The following is a 19,897-nucleotide window of genomic DNA, read 5'->3' as shown; positions in this document are numbered from 1 at the left end:
TGGGGGCAAACTGCGCCAGTGTCAATGCAGCCGAAGGTGTGGAGGGCGCGAGGACGTACGCTCCCAGATAACGACCTTATGCGGCGATCTGCCGTTGAGTTCAGACAGCATTTGTTCGGTTTTCAAGCCCGGCAGGCTTGAGAAAACGTCGAACAGAGCTTCGGCTCCTTCAGCGTTCACAGGAATGTGAAGCGTCGGTTGCCCAGGCTGATCCAGAACCCAATGCGCCGGACTGGAGGTCGGATCAAGTGCAAGCCGTTCGATTTCTCGTGTCGCAACAATGCCGCCATCCAGAGGGCCGAGATAAGTGATTTGCCCTTCATCAACCGTAACGACGCCCTGCCCGCCTGCGCCGGTTCTGAACCGTACGCGCTGTATGCCGATCACGGCCAAAGCTGCGGACACGACGATCAGGAACCAACCGACCCAGGCCAGCAACCCACCCGGCCCGCTGACCCAACTGACGCCAAGGATCAGGACAAAAGCCGCGACCAGTACTTCACGCCAGCGCCAAAGTGCCAGTTTTGCCTCTGGTCGAAAAAAGCTCATTGAGCGGACTCCGTTTGATCGTTGAACAGAACCAGTGAGACCGAACCGGTCGGCATGAATCCAATCGCTATGTAAGCACGAGCGGCCGCATTTGAAGCGGCAAATAAGACGGCTCGGTTCACACCTGCCTCGCGCGCCTCTTTCAAATGCAAAGCGACAGCGGTGCGCGCATAACTTCGCCCGCGCAGCTCGCGCGGGGTAAATACACCACCGATCTGAACGACATCCGAAAGCGCCGAATTGAAGCCTGTCATCGCAACCGGCTGTCCTTTGTAGATAAGGGCTCTGTGACTGTCGCGCTCCAGATAACGTTTCAGGTCTTCTCTGGCCTGCTTGTCCAGTTCCTTGTGAAGCAAACCCGGCGTTTCCTGAAGGTATTGCTTCCGCCAGGCAATCACTTGATTGCGATCCACTCCGGTCAACGGAACAAGGCGCACATCTTCCATTTGAGGAACAACAAGGTTGTTCAGGTTAAGTGAGAATGCCGGTTCATCGTCATTGAGACCCGTCAGCCTGTCTCGCCAACCTACGATTTTGACGAAGTCTCTAACCTGCGCCGTTTCACCGATGATTCCCGAGACAGCTCGGTTTTGGATCCAATCCCAGGCGGCAAAAAGCTCTGCACGCTTCACGTTGGGGCATTGCGGAAAGACTATTCCTTCATTGGTGATACCCAAGACACCGCGCAGCGGGTTACCCAGCAACCAAAACGACATGCCCCGAGGATGGGAACCACCCAGACCGAAATCTTCCAAATTGCCCAAAGGAAACATCGAGCTTTGGAGGTGGAGGCGCAAAAACCGCTGAACTTCTGGAACATCCTTCTGTAGCGCTGCGCGCCACATTACGCCCAATCCCCCAGAGCCTGCTGCCACATGGTCAGCGCAGCGACTGCCGCCGTGTCGGCCCGCAGGATACGCGGACCAAGACTGACGACATGCGCGAATGGCAACCCTGTCAGACGCGCGCGTTCCCTGTCAGAAAACCCGCCTTCCGGGCCGATTAGAATCGCCCACGGGTAACCTTTTTCATTGGCGGCCAATCGCAAGGCCGATCCAACCTCGGCTTCGTTGCAGAACATCAGTTGCCGATCTTCTGGCCATGCATCCAACAGCCGATCCAACCGCTGCAAATCGGCGACCTCGGGCACGAAGGTTCCGCCGCATTGCTCGGCCGCCTCGACGGCATGGGCCTGCAAGCGGTCTTGCCGGATACGTTCGGAATTTGTGAACTCGGTCTGCACCGGCATGATACGCGCCGCGCCCATTTCCGCGGCTTTTTCCACGATGAAGTCAGTGCGGGCCTTTTTGATCGGTGCAAACAGGAACCAAAGATCGGGCGGCAACTGCAACGGTTTCGTCTGCTCAAGGCAGGTCAGCGTTCCTCCGCGTTTTCCCGCCTCCGAGACTTCGGCCAACCACTCTCCGTCCTGCCCGTTGAACAGGGCGATCTGCCCTTTGACCGCAAGGCGCATGACACCAAAGAGGTAATGCGCCTGGTCGCGCGTCAAAGGAACCGATTGCCCCTGACCCAAGGGCTGCTCTACATACAGTCTGATCTTCGCACTCATGAGACCTTACATATGCAAGGCAATGCCCCAACACCAGATGGTCAAGTCGCTGATGCCGTCACCGGCAACTGGGTTGACACCCGTGCCCCGGCCTTTGCCCGCCCCTACCTGCGCCTCAGCCGCGCGGACCGGCCTATCGGGACATGGCTGTTGCTGATTCCGTGCTGGTGGGGGCTGGCGCTGGCCATCCTGCACGACGGTCAGCCGCGTTGGGAAGATCTGTGGATCGCCATAGGATGCGCATTCGGAGCCTTTCTGATGCGGGGCGCAGGTTGCACCTGGAATGACATTACGGACCGGGAATTTGACCGGCAGGTCGAACGCACACGCTCGCGCCCGATCCCTTCGGGTCAGGTCAGTGTCCGGCAGGCTGCGGCGTGGATGGTCCTGCAATGCATTCTGGCGTTGGGCATCCTCCTCAGTTTCAATCAGGCGGCCATTGCCATGGGCGTACTGTCCCTGTTGCCAGTGACGATCTATCCGTTTGCCAAACGGTTTACCTGGTGGCCTCAGGTGTTCCTGGGGTTGGCTTTCAACTGGGGCGCCCTTCTGGCCTGGGCGGCGCATAGCGGTTCCGTGGGATGGCCTGCAGTGACTCTTTACCTGTCTGGAATCGCGTGGACCCTGTTCTACGACACCATCTATGCGCATCAGGATGCCGAGGATGACGAACTGATCGGCATCAAGTCAACCGCCCGGCTGTTCGGAGCCGATACAGCGAGGTGGCTGAAGTACTTTTTGGTGGCGACGGTGTCGCTGATGGGACTGGCCATCGTCGATGCAGGGGTGCCGGATGCCTCGATGCTGGCATTGGGCGTTGCGCTCTGTGGGCCTTGGGCAATGGGCTGGCACATGATGTGGCAACTCCGCGCGCTGGACATCGAAGACAATGCCAGGCTGTTGCAATTGTTCAGGGTCAACCGCGACACTGGCTTGATTCCGCTGATCTTCCTCTGCGTTGCCCTGTTGCTCTGATTGCACCTGCTGAACGGGGCCTGTAAAGATCGGCCCAACCGCCTGAGGAGTGTCGAGCCCAAATATGCGTCTGCCGTATTTTATCGTTGTTTCCCTGATCTTTCTTGTGTCAGCCGGGCTGTCGCTTTTGGCAGCCAGCTATGCCGTTACAAAGATCGAAGAGACTTCGGAATTCGCTGTGCGTCGGTCGCTTGATCTCAAAGGCCATGACTGGGCCGAGGTTGAATCCCATGGCTTGCGCGTGGTCCTGACCGGAACTGCACCGGATGAGGCGACCCGCTTTAACGCGCTGACAGCAGCCGGAACCGAGGTCGATGCGTCCCGCGTAATCGATGAAATGGAGGTTGAAGCGACTTCGGCCCTGGCGTCACCACGCTTTTCAGCAGAAATTCTGCGCAATGATCACGGTATCTCGATCATCGGTTTGATCCCCGCCAGTGAAGACAGGGATGACCTGATCAGACGGCTGAGCAATCTCGACCGCAACATCGCGGTCTCGGACCTGATGGAAACGGCAGATTACCCCAAGCCCGACGGTTGGGATGCAGCGATATCCTATGCCATCGAGGCTTTGGCCAGCCTGCCTCGCGCCAAAATTTCCGCAAGTGCGGATTTGGTCAAAATCACCGCCATTGCGGACAGCCAACAGGAAAAACAACGTCTCGAACAAGATCTGACTCGCGCCGCACCGCCCAGCCTGCGGATCGGGCTGGCGATTTCGGCCCCCCGGCCCGTTATTACGCCTTTTACGCTGCGTTATCTGATCAACGAAGAAGGTGGGCAATTTGATGCCTGCTCGGCACAGGATGAAAAGGCCCGCGACCGGATCGTGACCGCCGCGCGCGAAGCCGGACTGTCAGGGCCATATTCCTGTACCATCGGTCTGGGTGAGCCCTCACCGCGTTGGCCCGAAGCAGCCGAGATGAGCATTCAGGCGCTTGCCAGAATCGGCAAAGGCTCGGTCACAATGTCGGATGCCGACATTACCTTGGTTGCGGCGCAAGGCACCGATCCAGCCATGTTCGACCGAATTGTGGGCGAACTTGAAACAGCGTTGCCTCAGGTCTTTGCCCTGCACGCTGTTCTGCCAGAACCCGAAACCAGCGAACAGGCCGGACCCATAGAGTTCTCGGCGACCCGCAGTCCCGAAGGGCTGGTGCAACTGCGAGGGCGTCTGGGGGATGAAACCTTGCGGGATATGGTCGACAGCTATGCCCGCGCGGCCTTTGGCTCGGACCAGGTCTATACAGCAACCCGCATCGTGCCGGGGCTTCCGGCAGATTGGCCGGTGCGTGTTCTCGCTGGCCTTGAGGCGTTGGCACAACTTCACAACGGCGCCTTGACCGTGACGCCGGACACAGTCGAACTGACTGGCCTCAGCCATGAAGAAGATGCCAAGGCCCGTATTGCGGGTCAGCTGTCGGACAAGCTGGGAGAGGGGCAGGAATTCACCCTGACGATCACTTATCAGCCACCGCCAGAACCCGAAGATGCTCTGCCCGATCCTGAAGTCTGCGAAGCGCAGATCGCCGAAGTTCAGACTGTCAGCAAAATTGCTTTCGAACCCGGATCGGCGACGATTGCGTCCGACTCGCGCGATGCCGTGAACCAGATCGCGGATATCCTGCGCGACTGCGGACCGATCCGTATGGAAATACAAGGCCATACCGACAGCCAGGGCCGCGAAGAGATGAACCAGCAGCTCAGCCAGGCACGGGCTCAATCCATTCTGAACGAGCTGCGCGGGCGGCGCATTCCCACTAGCAGCTACACTGCCGTGGGATACGGTGAAACACAGCCCATTGCGGATAACGACACCGAAGAAGGCCGCGAGGAAAACCGGCGGATCGAGTTCCGGCTGATCCGCCCCGAACCAGTCGAGGCCTCCGAAACAGGTCTCGAAGCGCTCGAGGCCGAGACTAACCCGCCCGAGGCGGATCAGACCGACACGACCGCACCAGATGCGGATGCAGAGGACAAGTAAGTTGAACAGAACCGAATTCATCATCGCCACTGCCGTCATTCTGTTTGCGGCCTTCTGCATGGGCTGGTTTGCCAACTGGCTGGCCCACCGCCTGTCCCGCGTCCGCCAAAGCGACGTTGCTGATCTGGATCGCATGAGCCAGGAATTGCACGAAGCGGAAGAAACCCGCGATCAGGCCATAACCTACCTTCAGCAACGCGAAGCCGAGTTGACCAATCAGCTGACCCAGACAGAGGCAGAACTGGCCGCAGCCATGGACGGCCTGCGCGCCGCGCGGCAAGAGGCCGAGGAAATGCGCGGGCGGATCAACAACGCCGACTGAACGACCGTCTTTCCGGTCGTCTCACAAGACCTGTGCCAAATCTGCGAACGGGTCTTCGGGGTCTTCCAGGCCAACCGACGGCCAGAACACGCCATCCCCTGCGCAATTCCTACAACGCGCCAATTGCGCCCCTTCCAGACGGAAGGACGTTTGCATCAAAGCTTCGGTTCCCATCCGGAAAACCAGACTGCAATGGCGACCAAGCGACACGGCATAGTGGACGATCCAGAGTTTATCGATCATCTGCCGGGCATACGCACCGCTGATCGGGGCCGGGCTTTGTCCGAATGAATTGTCTGTTTCGCAAGGCCTTAGCAACTCAATCCGTAGTGCAAGCCGCCATCCTACCGATCCATTTTTCACGGATTTGGTGCAGATTCGCGAACCAGTGTCTGGATGAGAATTGAACCCGCTCGGGTCCACAAGCCACCACGGCGGTCGCGCCGCACTACCAGCGGGTCAACGCGTCTTCGTCCTGTTCTTTGGCCGCGACCCATTCCGCGCCGGAACGGGTGATTTCTTTCTTCCAGAACGGCGCACGCGATTTCAGATAATCCATCAGATACTCCGCCGCTTCAAACGCATCCTTGCGGTGCGGTGCCGCCGTGGCCACCATCATGATCTTGTCGCCCGGTGCCAGACGTCCATGACGATGAATCACCAGCACATCGCCCAACGACCAACGATCCTTGGCCTCTTGGGCGATCTTGGTCAGGGCGCGCTCGGTCATACCCGGATAATGCTCGATCTCCATCACATCCAGATCACCGCTTGCAAGGTCGCGCACAACGCCGGTGAAAGTAACGATGGCCCCGTTGGAATCATCCCCGGCGGCAAAAGCATTGGCCTCTGCCCCCAGATCAAATGCCTCTTCCTGAACCGCGATCCGCATCGTTCAACCGCCCGTCATCGGTGGGAAAAACGCAACTTCCCGAACTCCTGCCAGCGAAGCATCGAAGTCCGACAGCTCTTGATCCAACGCGACGCGAAGGGCGGACAAATCGGCAAACGCCGCAGCGTAGCGGTCTTCCCGAGCGCTCAGTTCAGCCACCAGGTCGCTAACTGTGGCCGCTTGCGTTTCGACCTTTTCTTTTGGCAAGCCGATGCGTTCGCGCACCCATGCGAAATAAAGAACATCCATCGGTTAGCTCTCCTTCAGATGAGGCATGGCTTTACGTAGATAATCATAGCCGGTGATCAATGTTAGCGTTGCGGCGATCCACAACAGCCACAGCCCAACCTGACCAGCCCAGTACATGCCATCGACATTCAAGCGCAGGTGGTTCACGTCTTCGACCTGACCCGCAATGATTTGCTCGACCAGCTCGGCATCCATACCAAAACTCGCCATCACGGCATAGTGCTCAAAGATACCCTGCGAAAACAGAACTGCGATGGCGACCATCTGGGCCGTGGTCTTCCATTTGGCCAGTTTGGTGACTTTGAGCGTGCCGGCCACATCGCCCAAGTATTCCCGCAGGCCCGACACAAAAACTTCACGAAACAGGATCACGGTTGCAGGAAGAACAAGCCACGGTGTCCAATGCTCGGTCGAATAGCCCACAAGGATCATAAGCGCGATCACCACCATGGCCTTGTCGGCGATCGGATCCAGCATCGCTCCGATTTTGGTCTCCTGCTTCCATGCGCGGGCCAGATACCCATCGAACCAATCGGTAATCGCCGCTGACAGAAACAGGATCAGTGCAAACCAGTCCGCATAGGGACGGGTGAAATACAAAAACATAACAGCCAGTCCGGGCGCGGCCAGCAGGCGCAGCACAGTCAGGAGATTGGGTAAATTCCACTTCATGGCTTGGACCCTATATTGCTGGTCCGGAACAGAAAAGCCAATCAGGCAAAAAACTTCATCACTCACAAACGCTTGGTCAAAGCGCCGCAGGCCTGGCGTCTCAGAACAGAACCTCTTGGCCTTTCCCGGCTTTGCGGTCAGATTGCCGCGCAAGCCGAACCAGAAAGTACCAGATGACAGCGCATATTCAAACCGACGCCCGATCAAACATGATCGGCAGCCTCTGGATGATCACCGCGATGGCGGGCTTTGCGCTGGAGGATGCGTTGCTGAAAGCCGCCTCAGCCGCACTCCCGATATGGCAGGTTCTGGTTCTTTTTGGTGTGGGTGGGTCCGTGATATTTGCTGCGGTGGCTTTGGCGCGCGGGCATCGGTTGCTGCACCCTGACGTTCTGTCCCGCCCGATGAAAATTCGAGTACTTTTCGAGGTCTTTGGTCGATTGTTTTACGTTCTGGCCATTGCTCTGACTCCTTTGTCCTCGGCTACGGTGATTCTGCAAGCCACGCCTCTGGTCGTTGTTGCAGGCGCCGCGTTGTTCTTTGGCGAGACAGTCGGTTGGCGGCGTTGGAGCGCTATCTTTGTCGGCATGATCGGCGTCGTCGTCATCCTGCAACCCACCGGAGACAGTTTTTCGCTGCTGTCGATACTGGCAGTGCTGGGAATGCTGGGATTTGCCGGACGTGATCTGGCCAGCCGCGCAGCACCTGCCACGCTTGGAACCGAAGTCCTGGGGTTTTACGGCTTCCTCAGCATCATCGTGGCCGGCGTGGCCTATCGGTTTTGGGAGGGCGCGCCGATGGTCTCACTCAGCGTGCAAACAAGCCTGCACCTAACCGGGGCGGTGCTGATGGGGGTAATGGCTTATGCGTCGCTGATGAAGGCCATGCGCACGGGCGAAGTGTCTGCCGTGACCCCGTTCCGGTACACCCGACTATTGTTCGGCATCGGGTTGGGTGTGGCAGTGTTCGGTGAAAGCCTGGACCCTACTATGTGGATCGGCAGCGCGCTGATCGTTGTCTCGGGCCTCTATATCCTGTGGCGGGGTCGGCGTGCCTAGCCCTTGTCGTGAAAGAAGTCGTAAACCTTCTGCGCCAAACCGGCCGAGATCCCTTCGACCGCTTTCAGATCGGCCAGATTGGCCCGGCTGACGGCTTTGGCGCTGCCGAAATGAGCCAGCAGAGCACGTTTGCGTGCCGCCCCGACACCGGGGATCTCGTCCAGCGGTGTCGCACCTACGGCCTTTGCCCGCTTTGCGCGATGGGTGCCGATGGCAAACCGGTGCGCCTCATCCCTTAAGCGTTGAATGAAATACAGTACCGGATCGTTTCGTTTCAGCGCAAATGGGCGCTGGCCGATCCGGTGAAACTCTTCCTTGCCGTGATCGCGGTCGACCCCTTTGGCGACGCCGACCATGGGAATGTCTTCGACCCCATGTTCGACCATGATCTCATGCACGGCGCTTACCTGCCCGGCACCGCCATCAATCAGCAGCAGGTCAGGCCACAGCCCTTTGTCGCGATCCGGGTCTTCCTTTTGCAATCTGGTGAAACGACGGTTCAGTACCTCTTTCATCATGCCGAAGTCGTCACCCGGTGTGAGGTCATCTCCGCGAATGTTGAACTTGCGGTAGGCGTTTTTCATGAACCCCTCTGGGCCCGCTACGATCATGCCGCCAACCGCGTTGGTGCCTTGAATGTGAGAGTTGTCGTAGACCTCAATCCGACCCGGCGGACCGTCCAGTTCGAACGCCTCGGCCAGCCCGCGCAACAGCTTTGCCTGCGTGGCGCTTTCCGACATGCGGCGGGCCAGAGCCTCGCGTGCGTTGCGCAAGGCGCCGGCAACCAGTTCATGTTTTTCGCCACGTTGCGGCACAAGGATTTCGACCTTGCGCCCGGCTTTTTCAGCCAACGCCTGCTGCATCAGATCAACGTTTTCGATTCCGTCCGACAGGATCAACTGTCGCGGCGGTTCCTTGTTGTCGTAGAACTGACCCAGAAAGGCCTCCATCACTTCGGCAGATGAAACATCCGGCCCGACGCGCGGATAGAAATCCTTGTTGCCCCAGTTCTGGTTCGCACGAATGAAAAACACCTGCACACAGGCCTGACCGCTGTCCATGTAAAGGCCGATCACGTCCGCCTCAGCAACACCGCGCGGGTTGATACCCTGAGAGGTCTGCACCTGCGTCAGCGCCCGGATACGGTCACGCAGACCGGCGGCGCGTTCGAACTCCATCGCCTCGGACGCAGCCATCATCTGCTCGGCCAGCTCCTCCTGTACCTTGGTCGAGCGACCCGACAGGAAGCGTTCAGCATCCTTCACGCTTTCACGGTAATCCTCCTCCGAGATCAGGCCGACACACGGCCCGGAGCAACGCTTGATCTGATACAGCAGGCAAGGCCGTGTTCGGCTGTCGAACATCGAATCCGAGCAGTTGCGCAGCAGGAACGCTTTTTGCAACTGATTCAATGTCCGGTTCACCGCACCTGCGCTGGCAAAGGGACCGAAATAGGCTCCTTTTTCCTTCTTCGCCCCGCGGTGTTTCTTGATCTGCGGAAAGTCATGATCCTTGGCGACCAGTATGTTCGGAAAGCTTTTGTCATCCCGCAACAATACATTGTATTTCGGCTTGAGCTGCTTGATCAGGTTCTGCTCCAGCAGCAATGCCTCGGTCTCGGTTCGCGTGGTCAAAAACATCATCGAAGCCGTCGCGGCGATCATCTTTTCGATCCGACCCGAATGACCCGGACGTGTGTAATTCGACACCCGTGCCTTGAGGTTTCGAGCTTTTCCGACGTACAGAACCCGGCTGTCGGCATCGAGCATGCGGTATACACCTGGAGAACTTTCCAGCGTTTTTACATGGCGCTGAATACAGGCATAGCCGGAAAGGGACGATTCGCTGTCGATAGTCATGACCCTGAGATATGATTCTCTGACAATGGCTGCAATCTCACGCCACTCAGATCAAGAGTAAACAAATCCACGGTTTCTGTGGATAAGTGTGAAGATAAGTTTTCGGAAAATCGAAAATCCCCTTGTTTCCTTGCCTCTTCCCTAACTTGCACAAAAATTAAGCAACAATTTAAATGTTTGTTTTTAAACGATATTTTTTTACATACTTAGCAAGTGTATGAAAAAAAAGACAATTTTGTAACGCGCATGTAACACAATTGAGATCGGTGCAAAACTTGCAGCAAAATTGCTTATTCTACGCCCAGAACATCCGGAGTTTTCCAACCCAGATGCTGACCACCATCCACACATAAAAGCTGCCCGGTAACCGCGTGTGCATCCAGAAAATACCCAAGCGCGGCAGTTATGTCAGACGGGTTGGACCCCCGCTCCAACACGGTATTGGAACGCTGTGCCTGAAAATGTTCTTCGCTTTGGCGGTGACCCTGCATCGTTGGGCCCGGCCCGATCGCGTTGACGCGGATCGTCGGAGACAATGCCTGCGCCGCCGTTCGGGTCAGCGTCCACAGACCCATTTTCGCGATGGTGTATGACATGAACTCGGGCGTCAATTTTCGCACTCGCATGTCAACCATGTTGACGATAAGGCCGGTTGCGAGCGGTTCGCCATTTTCATCTGTGCCAACGCTCAGCCCCTGATCCGCCATTGCCTGCGTCAGAACAAAGGGGGCACGCAGGTTGCTGCCGAGATGTCGATCCCAGCTTTGCCGGGTTGCCGTGCGGATGTTGTCATATTCAAAGATCGACGCGTTGTTCACCAGACAGGTGATCGGCCCGCCCAGCGCCTCTGCCGCTGTGGGCAGCAGCGCCTGAACCTGAGCCTCGTCCAGCAGATCGGTCTGCAGGGCCACGGATTGACGGCCAAGCGCCTGCACCTCTGCCGCTGTCTCCTGCGCCGGGCCTTCGGAGGAGGCGTAGTGCACGGCCACATCAAAACCACGACCCGCCAGATACAGCGCCATGGCCCGGCCCAGACGAATACCGGCACCGGTCACTAAAGCTCGGGTCATGCTTCACCTCGTTTTGTCAGATCACACCAGCAATACAGTGACATAAAGCACATAAAGGAAAGTCAACACCAACCCCCAGACGCGCGAGATGTCCTGTTTGAGGAACACAAACGGAACCAGAAGCAGCGATGCGCCCAGCATGACCCACAAGTCGAACCGCAAGAACTCTGGGGTAACTGGTATACGACCAAACCAGGTTGCGATCCCGATGATGGCCAGAAGGTTGAACATGTTCGAACCGATCACGTTACCCAGCGCGACATCGGCTTGTCTGCGCAGTGCGGCCATAAGCGTCGTCGCAAGTTCGGGCAAAGAGGTTCCTACCGCGATAAGGGTCAGGCCGATGACCGTTTCGCTGACTCCATAAGTTTTCGCAATCGTGGTCGCGTTGTCCACCAGCAAATGGGCACCCATCGGAAGTCCCACCAGGCCCAGGATCAGGTAAATCGATACCTTCCAGTAGGGCATGTCCGGGTCAGCTTCTTCCAGACCTTCCAGTTCGTCATCCTCCGCGCATGCCTCACCACAGGCCTTGCGATGTGCCTTTGCCTCACGAAAGGCATTCGTAAGAACCAGACCCAAAGCCGCCAGCAGGATCAGGCCACTGAAGACGGTGAACGTGCCGCAAAAAGCCAGCCCGATGAACAGAACCGTCGCCATCAGCATGAACACATAGTTCCTGCGGCTGTTGCATTCACTGGTGTGAATCGTTGCCAGCAATGCGGGCAGGCCAAGAACCAACAGGATGTTGGCCGTGTTCGATCCGACAACGTTGCCCAGCGCGATACCGGGCGCGTTCTCTTTCAACGCGCTGATCGCAATAAGCAACTCGGGTGCCGACGTACCAAAGGCTACAATCGTCAGGCTGACGATCAGCGCCGGGACGCCGAGACGCAGGCTCAGATTCACAGCACCACGCACCAAGGCATCGCCTGCCAGCAGCAGGATCAACAGGCCAAGACCAGACAGCAGCCATGTGGTGATCAAGTCCGGCCCCCTTTTTCGCAGGCACAGGGGCCTTTACCTATGCGAAACCGCCCGCAGCGTGGACACTTGGCCGAGCTCAGTTTCTTTTGCCCCGGAAAGCGCAGTTTGCCAAACATCGCCAAGACGCCCATGCCAATCAGAAAAAGTGTGACAACCTTGATGATCACTTCACAAACCGAAACGCGCGTAGGCCGCCCGCTCCTCTAATCCGGCAATGGCATCCTGTGCCAGGCTGGCCCCGAAACGCGACCAGATCGGTTTGCGCACGCCATACCGGCGGAACTTGACCTTGTCGCCAAAGCGTTCCTGCATCTTGGGTTTCAGATGGGCGATGCCGTCGATCAAACCCAGCTCCTGCGCATGACGCGCCAGCCAGATTTCACCCGTAAACAGATCGGAGGTTTGATCCAGCTTGTTGCCTCGGCGGGCTTTGACATGCGCTACGAAGTTTTCGTGGATGTCGCCCAACAGCCCTTGCAGGCGCGCCACATCCTCTTTCTTTTCCGGCGAGAAGGGATCCAGCATCGATTTCGACTTGCCAGCTGTATGGACACGCCGTTCAAATCCCTGCCGCGCCAAAAAGACATGCGCGCCGAACCCGGCCGAAATAACTCCGATCGACCCGAGAACCGAACTGTCGTCGGCCCAGATTTCATCCGCAGCAGCAGCCAGCCAATAGCCGCCTGACGCCGCAACGTCTTCAACAAATCCGACCACAGGCACGTCCAACTCGTCCGACAATCGCCGGATACGTGCGCCAATCAAAGAGCTTTGCACAGGCGACCCGCCCGGAGAGTTGATCTCGAGCGCGACAGCTACAGGCTTTCCTTTGCGAAACGCCTTCTCAAGAACCGGGGCCAGAGAGGTGTCGTTGAGGGAACCGCGACCGGCCATACCAATGGCGCCGGACAGGCGAACAACGGCCACACAGGGGTGCTTTTTGACAAACGGTAGGCTGAGTTTCATGGGTGCCGATGTAGAGTGCCCCCAACTCGTAAACAAGGGACTCTACGAGCCTTAAACGCGACGTGAACCAAATTCCCACACTCGATGGGCAAAAATGCAACGCCTTGGCGAAGGTCAGCTGCGAATGCGCCAACCGGTTTTGAAGATCCAACCGATGACCGCCAGGCACAGACCTGTAAAAGCGACAATAGCAAGAAGACTGAAAACAATCGGCACATCTGCCAGCCCGTAAAAGGACCAGCGGAAACCCGAAATCAGATAGACCACGGGATTGAACAGCGTGATGGTCTGCCACAATGGCGGCAGCATCGAGATCGAATAAAACGTACCCCCCAGAAAGATCAGTGGCGTCACCACCAACTGCGGCACCAACGACATCTGCTCGAAGTTGCTGGCCCAGATCCCGATGATGAATCCCAGCAACGAAAAGCTGAGACAGGACAGGATCAGAAACGCGGCCATGGCGAATGGATGCTCGATCCGAATATCGACGAAAAACGTCGCAGTGACCAATATCACCAACCCCACAAACAGCGCCTTTGTGGCGGCGGCACCGACATATCCGATCACGATCTCGATGAAATTGACCGGAGCGGACAACAGCTCGTAGATGGTGCCCAGAAACTTGGGGAAGTAAATTCCGAACGACGCGTTCGAAATCGACAGCATCACCACCGACAACATGATCAGCCCCGGCACGATGAACGCACCGTATGAAACGCCCTCGACCTCTTGGATACGGCTGCCGATGGCGGTGCCAAACACCACGAAATAAAGCGACGTAGACAGAACCGGCGACAGAAAACTCTGTGCCAGAGTGCGGAAGAAACGGGCCATTTCGAACCGGTAGATAGCAGCGATCGCGGTCCAGTTCATGCGGCCTCTCCGGATACCAGATTGACGAAAATCTCTTCCAGGCTTGATTGCCTGGTCTGCACGTCGCGCAACACCAAACCGGCCTCGGACACGTCATTCAGCAAGGTCGTTATGCCGGTACGATCCGCGTGGGTATCGTAGGTATAGATCAGGCAATCACCCGCGCCATTGAGGGCAAGATTGTGACTGGCCAGACTGTCGGGAATCCGAGCGATGGGTTCGGTCAGCATGACTTCGATCTGCTTTTTACCCATCTGCGACATGAGTGTGGCTTTGTTCTGCACCAGCAAAAGCTCTCCCTTGTCGATGACGCCGACACGATCCGCAATCGCTTCTGCTTCTTCAATATAATGGGTGGTCAGAATGATGGTGACACCGTCCCGTTTCAGTTCCGCCACAAGCTCCCACATATCCTTGCGCAACTCGACATCCACTCCGGCAGTCGGCTCGTCCAGAAAAAGCACCCGAGGTTCATGGGCCAGGGCCTTGGCGATGAGCACCCTCCGCTTCATGCCACCGGACAATTCCTTGATCGCGTTGTTGCGCTTGTCCCATAGGGACAGCTTGCGCAGAATCTCTTCGATCCGCGCGTTGTCCTTGCCAATCCCGAACAGCCCGCGCGACAACCGAACCGTGTTCCTGACCTTTTCAAATGGTTCCAACGCGATCTCTTGCGGCACAAGCCCGATCATCCTGCGCGCTGCGCGATAGTCGGACTGGATGTCATGTCCACCAACTGTGACCACTCCCGAGGTCGGGTTTGTTATCCCGCAAATCGTCGAAATCAGGGTTGTCTTCCCGGCGCCATTTGGTCCCAGAAGCGCAAGTATCTCGCCCTCTTCAATATCCAGAGACACACCCTTCAGGGCCTCGAACCCATCGGCGTAAGATTTGCGAAGATCTTTGATGGACAAAATGGTCGTCATATCTGTTCCCCGTTCCGACCGAGACCCTATCGCGCGGAACCAGCCTGCAACAGGGCAATTTCGCACAACGCGCTGCGCATTTTCTAATGGTTGTCAGAACCATGCTCAATTCCAACTTGCAATCCGTCAACCCACCCGCAAACTCTGCCACAACGGAGGCGCTGATGTTGAATGGAATACGTATTGTCGAAATCGAAGGGCTGGGCCCCGGCCCGTTTGCCGCCATGCAGCTTGCTGATCTGGGCGGCGACGTCATCACGATCCATCGCAAAGGCCAGGCTGTAACCCCGGGCATGCCGAACCGCTCGCTTCTGGACCGCGGCAAACGATCTATCGCACTTGATCTGAAGGACACTGACGATCTGGCGACCGCCCGCCGCCTGATTGACACAGCAGACGCACTGATCGAAGGCTTCCGCCCCGGCGTGATGGAAAAGCTGGGTCTTGGCCCGGATCTTTGCCTGACCCGCAACCCGAAACTGATATATGGTCGCATGACAGGCTGGGGGCAGGATGGTCCATTGGCTGACACAGCCGGACATGACTTGAATTACATCGCTTTGTCCGGCGCGCTCTGGTACGCCTCTCTTCCTGATCAGTCGCCTCAAACCCCGGCCACTTTGGTCGGCGATATTGGTGGAGGAGCCATGTATCTCGTCACGGGCATCCTGGCAGGTTTGATCAACGCGCAAAGAACCGGAAAAGGCACCGTGGTTGACGCCGCCATCTACGACGGCTCGGCCCATATGATGAACCTTCTTATGACCATGCGCCAAACCGGAAACCTGTCTGAAACCCGCGGCCAAAGCCTGTTGGACGGCCCGCATTGGAGCCGAACCTACACCTGCGCAGACGGCGGATTTGTTTCGGTCCAATGCCTCGAACCGAAATTCTACGCCCGATTCCTGGAAATTCTGGACTTGTCCCATGACCCGGCGTTCCAGCAACAATACACCCGCAAACTCTGGCCGGACCTGACCCGGCGCCTGGCAGAAATCTTCGCGTCCAGGCCGCGCGAACATTGGGCCAAACTGTTCGACAGGTCAGACGCCTGCGTCGCCCCGGTTCTCAGTCCCGATGAGGCCGCAACCCATCCGATGAATACTGCTCGTCTATCCTGGCGCGAGACAGACGGAACCCTGCAGGCCGCCGCCGCCCCGCGCTTCTCCACACACCAATGGCATCCGAAACCCAGCCCGGCGCGCGGACAACACACCGCCGAGATCCTGAACGAACTCCGAGACCCCAAAAGCGCTTGACCCACTCTTCATCTGGCCGGAAATATCCCGGGGGTGAATTGGCCCGCGGCCAAGAGGGGGCTGGCCCCCTCCCACTCACCCTATCCGCCGCGCACCGTGTCGATCATCAGCTGAACATTCTCAGGATCTGCATCTGGTGTGATTCCATGCCCAAGGTTGAAGATGTGCGGCCCCTTGGAAAACGCCTCAACGATACGCCGGGTTTCATCCACCAGCGCCTGACCACCTGTCACCATATGCGATGAGGCAAGGTTGCCTTGCACACAGCCATCAACCTGTACTTTCTCAGCAGCCCATTCAGGCGACACGGAATTGTCCAGCGCCACGCAATCCACGCCGGTCGACTTTGCAAACCCTATGTACCCGTCGCCTGCTTCCCGCGGAAATCCAATCACAGGGATACCGGGATGGCGTTCCTTGATGGCTTGCGTGATCACCCGGCACGGCTCGACCGCGTATTTGCGGAAAGCTTCGCCCTTCAAAGACCCCGCCCAACTGTCAAAGATCTTAACCACCTCGGCCCCGGCTTCGATTTGCGCGGACAGATATTCGATCGTTGCGGCCGTGATCCGGTCCAACAGTGCCTCGAACAGCGCGGCATTCCCTTCACGCAACGCATGGGCAGGACCCTGATCCGGCGTGCCGCGCCCTGCGATCATATAAGTTGCAACCGTCCACGGCGCACCGGCAAACCCAATCAAAGTGGTTTCCGAGGGCAATTCCCGCGACAGGATTTTTACCGTTTCATAAACGGGCGACAGTGTTTCATGAATCGCGTCAACCGGCTTCAACGCGTCAAACTCGGATTGCTGCGTGATGGTCGACAGGCGCGGGCCTTCGCCGGTCACAAACCACAGATCCGCCCCAAGGGCCTGCGGCACCAGCAGGATATCTGCAAACAGAATCGCTGCATCAAACCCATAACGCCGGATCGGTTGCAATGTGACTTCGGCGGCCAGCTCAGGGTTATAGCACAAGGACAGGAAATCCCCGGCCTGGGCACGTGTGGCCCGGTATTCCGGTAGATACCGGCCCGCCTGACGCATCATCCAGATCGGCGGCACATTCTGCACCTCACCCGCCAGCGCCCGCAGCAGTTTCTTTGTCTCGGCCATGTTCGCCCCCAGCATTCAGGTTTTGGCAACGGGTCGTCCTTCGGCGGCAATTTGTCAAGCTCAGCCCCCATTGTCAGGGCAATGTGACGCGACTAAAGCTGTGCACATGACTTTGACCCTGCCCACCCCCGCATCGCCCCTCAGAATCGGCACCCGTGGTTCGCCACTGGCTCTGGCTCAGGCCTACGAAACGCGCCAGCGCCTGAGCGATGCGTTCGATCTGCCACAGGATGCGTTCGAGATCGTAGTGATCAAGACGACCGGCGACAATCGCGCCATGATCGACGCGGATCGACCGCTGAAGGAAATCGGCAACAAGGGCCTGTTCACCAAAGAAATCGAAGAGGCGATGCTGCGCGCCGAGATCGACATCGCCGTGCATTCAACAAAGGACATGCCCGTTGAACAACCCGAAGGGCTGGTTCTGGGCACGTTCCTGCCGCGCGAGGATGTGCGCGACGCTTTTATCTCTCCGCGATTGGGCTCGATCCACGATCTGCCCGATGGGGCCGTGGTGGGCACCTCGTCTTTACGACGCCGTGCGCAGTTGCTGAACCGGAGACCGGATCTGAAAGTGGTCGAGTTTCGCGGAAACGTGCAGACACGGCTGAAAAAGCTGGAAGACGGAGTTGCCGATTGCACGTTTCTGGCGATGGCAGGCATTCGCCGTTTGGGGATGGATGAGGTTCCGGCCAGCGCCATCTCTCCTGACGATATGCTGCCGGCGATCGCGCAGGGTACCATCGGCATAGAACGGCGCAGCAACGACATGCGCGCAGCCGAAATGCTGGAAGCGATTCATCACACGGAAACGGGATGGCGCCTGGCGGCCGAACGCACATTGCTGGCCGCGCTGGACGGGTCCTGCGAAACCCCGATCGCCGGCCTTGCCGAACTGGACGGCGACACCCTAAGGTTGCGAGGCGAAGTGCTGCGCCCGGACGGAACGGAAACCGCCAGCAGAGATATGACCGGCCCCGTCGAAGATGGGCCTGAAATAGCCCGCGCGATGGCGGCAGAACTGCTTGAACAGGCAGGACCTGATCTATTCGATTGGAAAAATTCAAAATAAATTTGCTCAGTGTGAACTTGATCACTGTAGCAGGCGGCGCGATCAGGCATTAATGTGACATACCGAAGAGGAAGTCGGGTCAGTCTCGAAAGTATCGAAAAGTTTTCAGATTGCCGGTGTTTTAATCAGTATTCGAGGGGGCGAGACTGACCCCCGGCTTCCAAAGGTAGCGGGTCGCTGTTGGGTTCAACAGCGACCCGTTTACGTTGTACCCGACCCGCTGTTCAGGAAATTGCTTCGACGGCGTGACGAACGGCCTCTCTGGTCTGTTCCAGATCCGCTTCGGTAACCGCCAGCGACGGGTACAGTTTGCCCGGAGCTTTGAATATTCCATGCGCTCGCAACGTTGCATTGTAAGTGGCGTTGCGCTTCGGGTCGTCATGGTTTGCGCTGCGATAATCCCGACATTCGGCCTTGGTGAAATAAATGTCGAACAAGGTCTCATCGCCGCAGATGCGATGGGCAATGCCTGCCTCATTCAAAGCGTTCGATTGCATCTGTTGCAACTGCCTCCCAATCGAGCGCAGGTGTTCATAGATGCCTTCACGCCGCAAAACCTCCATCGTCTTCAACCCCGCAGCTGAGGCAACGGGGTTGCCGGACAAAGTACCCAACTGCATCAGCCAGCCCTCTTCTCCGACTTTTGATTTGTCGAAGTGCGTCATGATCTCGGCACCGGCGCCCAGCGCAGCCAGAGGAAAGCCACCACCGGTGATCTTGCCAAGCGTGCAGATATCCGGGGTCACTCCGTATCGCTCTTGTGCGCCGCCGTAAGCCAGTCGGAACCCGGTGACGATCTCATCAAAAATAAGCAGAACACCAAATTTGTCGCATAACGCCCGCAAGCCATGCAAATACCCCGGCTCGGGCGGGATGATCCGCTGCAAGGGTTCGACCATGATCGCAGCGATATCATCATGTTCGTCAAGCAGCGCTGCCACCGCCTCAAGATCATTGAAAGGCGCGATCAGCATCTGCTCGGCCACACTTTCGGGGATACCGGCACTGTCGGGAACGGCCTGAGGGAAATTGACTCGGCGGCTGGGGGCCAGGCTCATCTGTGCCTCGGCGCTCATACCGTGATACCCCCCTTCAAACTTGAGGATCTTGTCGCGTCCAGTGTAGGCGCGCGCCAGCCGCATGGCGTACATGTCTGCCTCGCCCCCAGAGGCAACGAAACGCACCTGCTCGCAACAGGGAACGGCTTCGATGATGGCCTCGGCGAGTTCGATGCCCTTGCTGTTGTTGGCGAAGAAGGTCAGGCCCTTGGGCAGCTGCTCCAGCACCGCTTCCATCACCTCGGGGTGGCCATGGCCCAGCAACATCGGACCGGACCCGATCAGATAGTCGATATATTCGTTCCCGTCCTCGTCCCAGACACGGCTGCCCTCGCCACGGGCGATGATGATGCCCGGATCGAAGTTGCCGAAACCGCCGGCAGGCAGAACTTCGTTTGCGCGCGCTATCCACTCTGACTGCGTTTGGACTTTCAGCAT

Annotated in this window: 21 protein-coding genes; 6 read left to right on the top strand and 15 right to left on the bottom strand. The window is 57.9% G+C overall.

Features of this window, described 5'->3' with window-relative positions:
* Positions 1-21 precede the first annotated feature (21 nt).
* The 3 genes from AC2FLP_RS06865 to AC2FLP_RS06855 form a co-directional block, all read right to left on the bottom strand.
* Positions 22-549, bottom strand: a complete 528-nt coding sequence (locus tag AC2FLP_RS06865; RefSeq protein ID WP_496682435.1) for a hypothetical protein — start codon at positions 547-549, stop codon at positions 22-24.
* Positions 546-1,265 (bottom strand): GNAT family N-acetyltransferase, encoded by a 720-nt coding sequence (locus AC2FLP_RS06860; RefSeq protein ID WP_496682433.1) that lies wholly within the window; start codon positions 1,263-1,265, stop codon positions 546-548. The genes AC2FLP_RS06865 and AC2FLP_RS06860 overlap by 4 nt, the downstream gene beginning before the upstream one ends.
* A gap of 128 nt (positions 1,266-1,393) precedes the next feature.
* Positions 1,394-2,119 carry a 16S rRNA (uracil(1498)-N(3))-methyltransferase gene (locus tag AC2FLP_RS06855; RefSeq protein WP_496682431.1) on the bottom strand — a complete coding sequence of 242 codons (726 nt, stop codon included), beginning with the start codon at positions 2,117-2,119 and terminating at the stop codon, positions 1,394-1,396.
* A gap of 12 nt (positions 2,120-2,131) precedes the next feature.
* Here AC2FLP_RS06855 and ubiA point away from each other — a divergent pair, with 12 nt between their 5' ends.
* From ubiA to AC2FLP_RS06840, 3 genes are all read left to right on the top strand, one after another.
* Positions 2,132-3,094 (top strand): 4-hydroxybenzoate octaprenyltransferase, encoded by a 963-nt coding sequence (gene ubiA / locus AC2FLP_RS06850; protein ID WP_496682429.1) that lies wholly within the window; start codon positions 2,132-2,134, stop codon positions 3,092-3,094.
* Between the two features lie 64 nt (positions 3,095-3,158).
* Positions 3,159-5,078: an OmpA family protein gene (locus AC2FLP_RS06845; protein ID WP_496682426.1), complete on the top strand. Its 1,920-nt coding sequence runs from the start codon at positions 3,159-3,161 to the stop codon at positions 5,076-5,078.
* A gap of 1 nt (position 5,079) precedes the next feature.
* Positions 5,080-5,400: a hypothetical protein gene (locus AC2FLP_RS06840; RefSeq protein WP_117870533.1), complete on the top strand. Its 321-nt coding sequence runs from the start codon at positions 5,080-5,082 to the stop codon at positions 5,398-5,400.
* Positions 5,401-5,421: 21 nt separating this feature from the next.
* Here the strand turns inward: AC2FLP_RS06840 and AC2FLP_RS06835 are convergent, their stop codons facing one another.
* The 4 genes from AC2FLP_RS06835 to pgsA all read right to left on the bottom strand — a co-directional run bounded on the left by AC2FLP_RS06835 (position 5,422) and on the right by pgsA (position 7,213).
* Positions 5,422-5,643: a hypothetical protein gene (locus tag AC2FLP_RS06835; protein ID WP_162896831.1), complete on the bottom strand. Its 222-nt coding sequence runs from the start codon at positions 5,641-5,643 to the stop codon at positions 5,422-5,424.
* A gap of 205 nt (positions 5,644-5,848) precedes the next feature.
* Entirely contained in the window at positions 5,849-6,292 is a 444-nt protein-coding gene (locus AC2FLP_RS06830; protein WP_117870539.1) for a molybdenum cofactor biosynthesis protein MoaE, read from the bottom strand.
* A gap of 3 nt (positions 6,293-6,295) precedes the next feature.
* A complete protein-coding gene (moaD, locus tag AC2FLP_RS06825; RefSeq protein WP_010443581.1) occupies positions 6,296-6,541 on the bottom strand; it encodes a molybdopterin converting factor subunit 1 in 246 nt (81 codons plus the stop codon).
* Between the two features lie 3 nt (positions 6,542-6,544).
* Positions 6,545-7,213, bottom strand: coding sequence for a CDP-diacylglycerol--glycerol-3-phosphate 3-phosphatidyltransferase (gene pgsA / locus AC2FLP_RS06820; protein ID WP_117872882.1), 669 nt, complete (start codon positions 7,211-7,213; stop codon positions 6,545-6,547).
* Positions 7,214-7,386: 173 nt separating this feature from the next.
* Between pgsA and AC2FLP_RS06815 the strand changes: the two genes are divergently transcribed.
* Positions 7,387-8,271 (top strand): DMT family transporter, encoded by an 885-nt coding sequence (locus AC2FLP_RS06815; protein ID WP_496682423.1) that lies wholly within the window; start codon positions 7,387-7,389, stop codon positions 8,269-8,271.
* Here the strand turns inward: AC2FLP_RS06815 and uvrC are convergent.
* The 6 genes from uvrC to AC2FLP_RS06785 form a co-directional block, all read right to left on the bottom strand.
* Positions 8,268-10,130 carry an excinuclease ABC subunit UvrC gene (uvrC, locus tag AC2FLP_RS06810; protein ID WP_299899307.1) on the bottom strand — a complete coding sequence of 621 codons (1,863 nt, stop codon included), beginning with the start codon at positions 10,128-10,130 and terminating at the stop codon, positions 8,268-8,270. The two genes, AC2FLP_RS06815 and uvrC, sit on opposite strands and share 4 nt — an antisense overlap.
* A gap of 290 nt (positions 10,131-10,420) precedes the next feature.
* Positions 10,421-11,200, bottom strand: coding sequence for an SDR family oxidoreductase (locus AC2FLP_RS06805; RefSeq protein ID WP_299899309.1), 780 nt, complete (start codon positions 11,198-11,200; stop codon positions 10,421-10,423).
* A 21-nt stretch (positions 11,201-11,221) separates the two neighbouring features.
* The gene (locus AC2FLP_RS06800; RefSeq protein ID WP_117872883.1) at positions 11,222-12,184 is read right to left on the bottom strand and encodes a calcium/sodium antiporter; all 963 of its coding nucleotides are present in this window, start codon (positions 12,182-12,184) and stop codon (positions 11,222-11,224) included.
* A gap of 171 nt (positions 12,185-12,355) precedes the next feature.
* Complete coding sequence (locus AC2FLP_RS06795; RefSeq protein WP_496682419.1) at positions 12,356-13,153, bottom strand: S49 family peptidase; 798 nt, start codon at positions 13,151-13,153, stop codon at positions 12,356-12,358.
* 114 nt (positions 13,154-13,267) lie between these two features.
* Positions 13,268-14,029: an ABC transporter permease gene (locus tag AC2FLP_RS06790; RefSeq protein WP_117870556.1), complete on the bottom strand. Its 762-nt coding sequence runs from the start codon at positions 14,027-14,029 to the stop codon at positions 13,268-13,270.
* Positions 14,026-14,955: an ABC transporter ATP-binding protein gene (locus tag AC2FLP_RS06785; protein ID WP_299899313.1), complete on the bottom strand. Its 930-nt coding sequence runs from the start codon at positions 14,953-14,955 to the stop codon at positions 14,026-14,028. Before AC2FLP_RS06785 ends, AC2FLP_RS06790 begins: the two co-directional genes overlap by 4 nt.
* 164 nt (positions 14,956-15,119) lie before the next feature.
* Between AC2FLP_RS06785 and AC2FLP_RS06780 the strand changes: the two genes are divergently transcribed.
* Positions 15,120-16,214: a CaiB/BaiF CoA transferase family protein gene (locus AC2FLP_RS06780; protein ID WP_496682414.1), complete on the top strand. Its 1,095-nt coding sequence runs from the start codon at positions 15,120-15,122 to the stop codon at positions 16,212-16,214.
* 80 nt (positions 16,215-16,294) lie between these two features.
* On the opposite strand, the gene hemE is transcribed toward AC2FLP_RS06780, so the two are convergent.
* On the bottom strand, positions 16,295-17,329 hold the full coding sequence (gene hemE, locus AC2FLP_RS06775) for a uroporphyrinogen decarboxylase (protein WP_496682412.1): 1,035 nt from the start codon (positions 17,327-17,329) through the stop codon (positions 16,295-16,297).
* A gap of 106 nt (positions 17,330-17,435) precedes the next feature.
* Between hemE and hemC the strand changes: the two genes are divergently transcribed.
* On the top strand, positions 17,436-18,401 hold the full coding sequence (hemC, locus tag AC2FLP_RS06770; protein WP_496682409.1) for a hydroxymethylbilane synthase: 966 nt from the start codon (positions 17,436-17,438) through the stop codon (positions 18,399-18,401).
* Positions 18,402-18,625: 224 nt separating this feature from the next.
* Here the strand turns inward: hemC and AC2FLP_RS06765 are convergent, their stop codons facing one another.
* Complete coding sequence (locus AC2FLP_RS06765; protein ID WP_299899322.1) at positions 18,626-19,897, bottom strand: aspartate aminotransferase family protein; 1,272 nt, start codon at positions 19,895-19,897, stop codon at positions 18,626-18,628.

Source organism: Ruegeria sp. CDSA141, from assembly GCF_059612005.1.
Note: the sequence above shows the minus strand (reverse complement) of the source record. Positions and strands in the feature narration are given on the sequence as shown.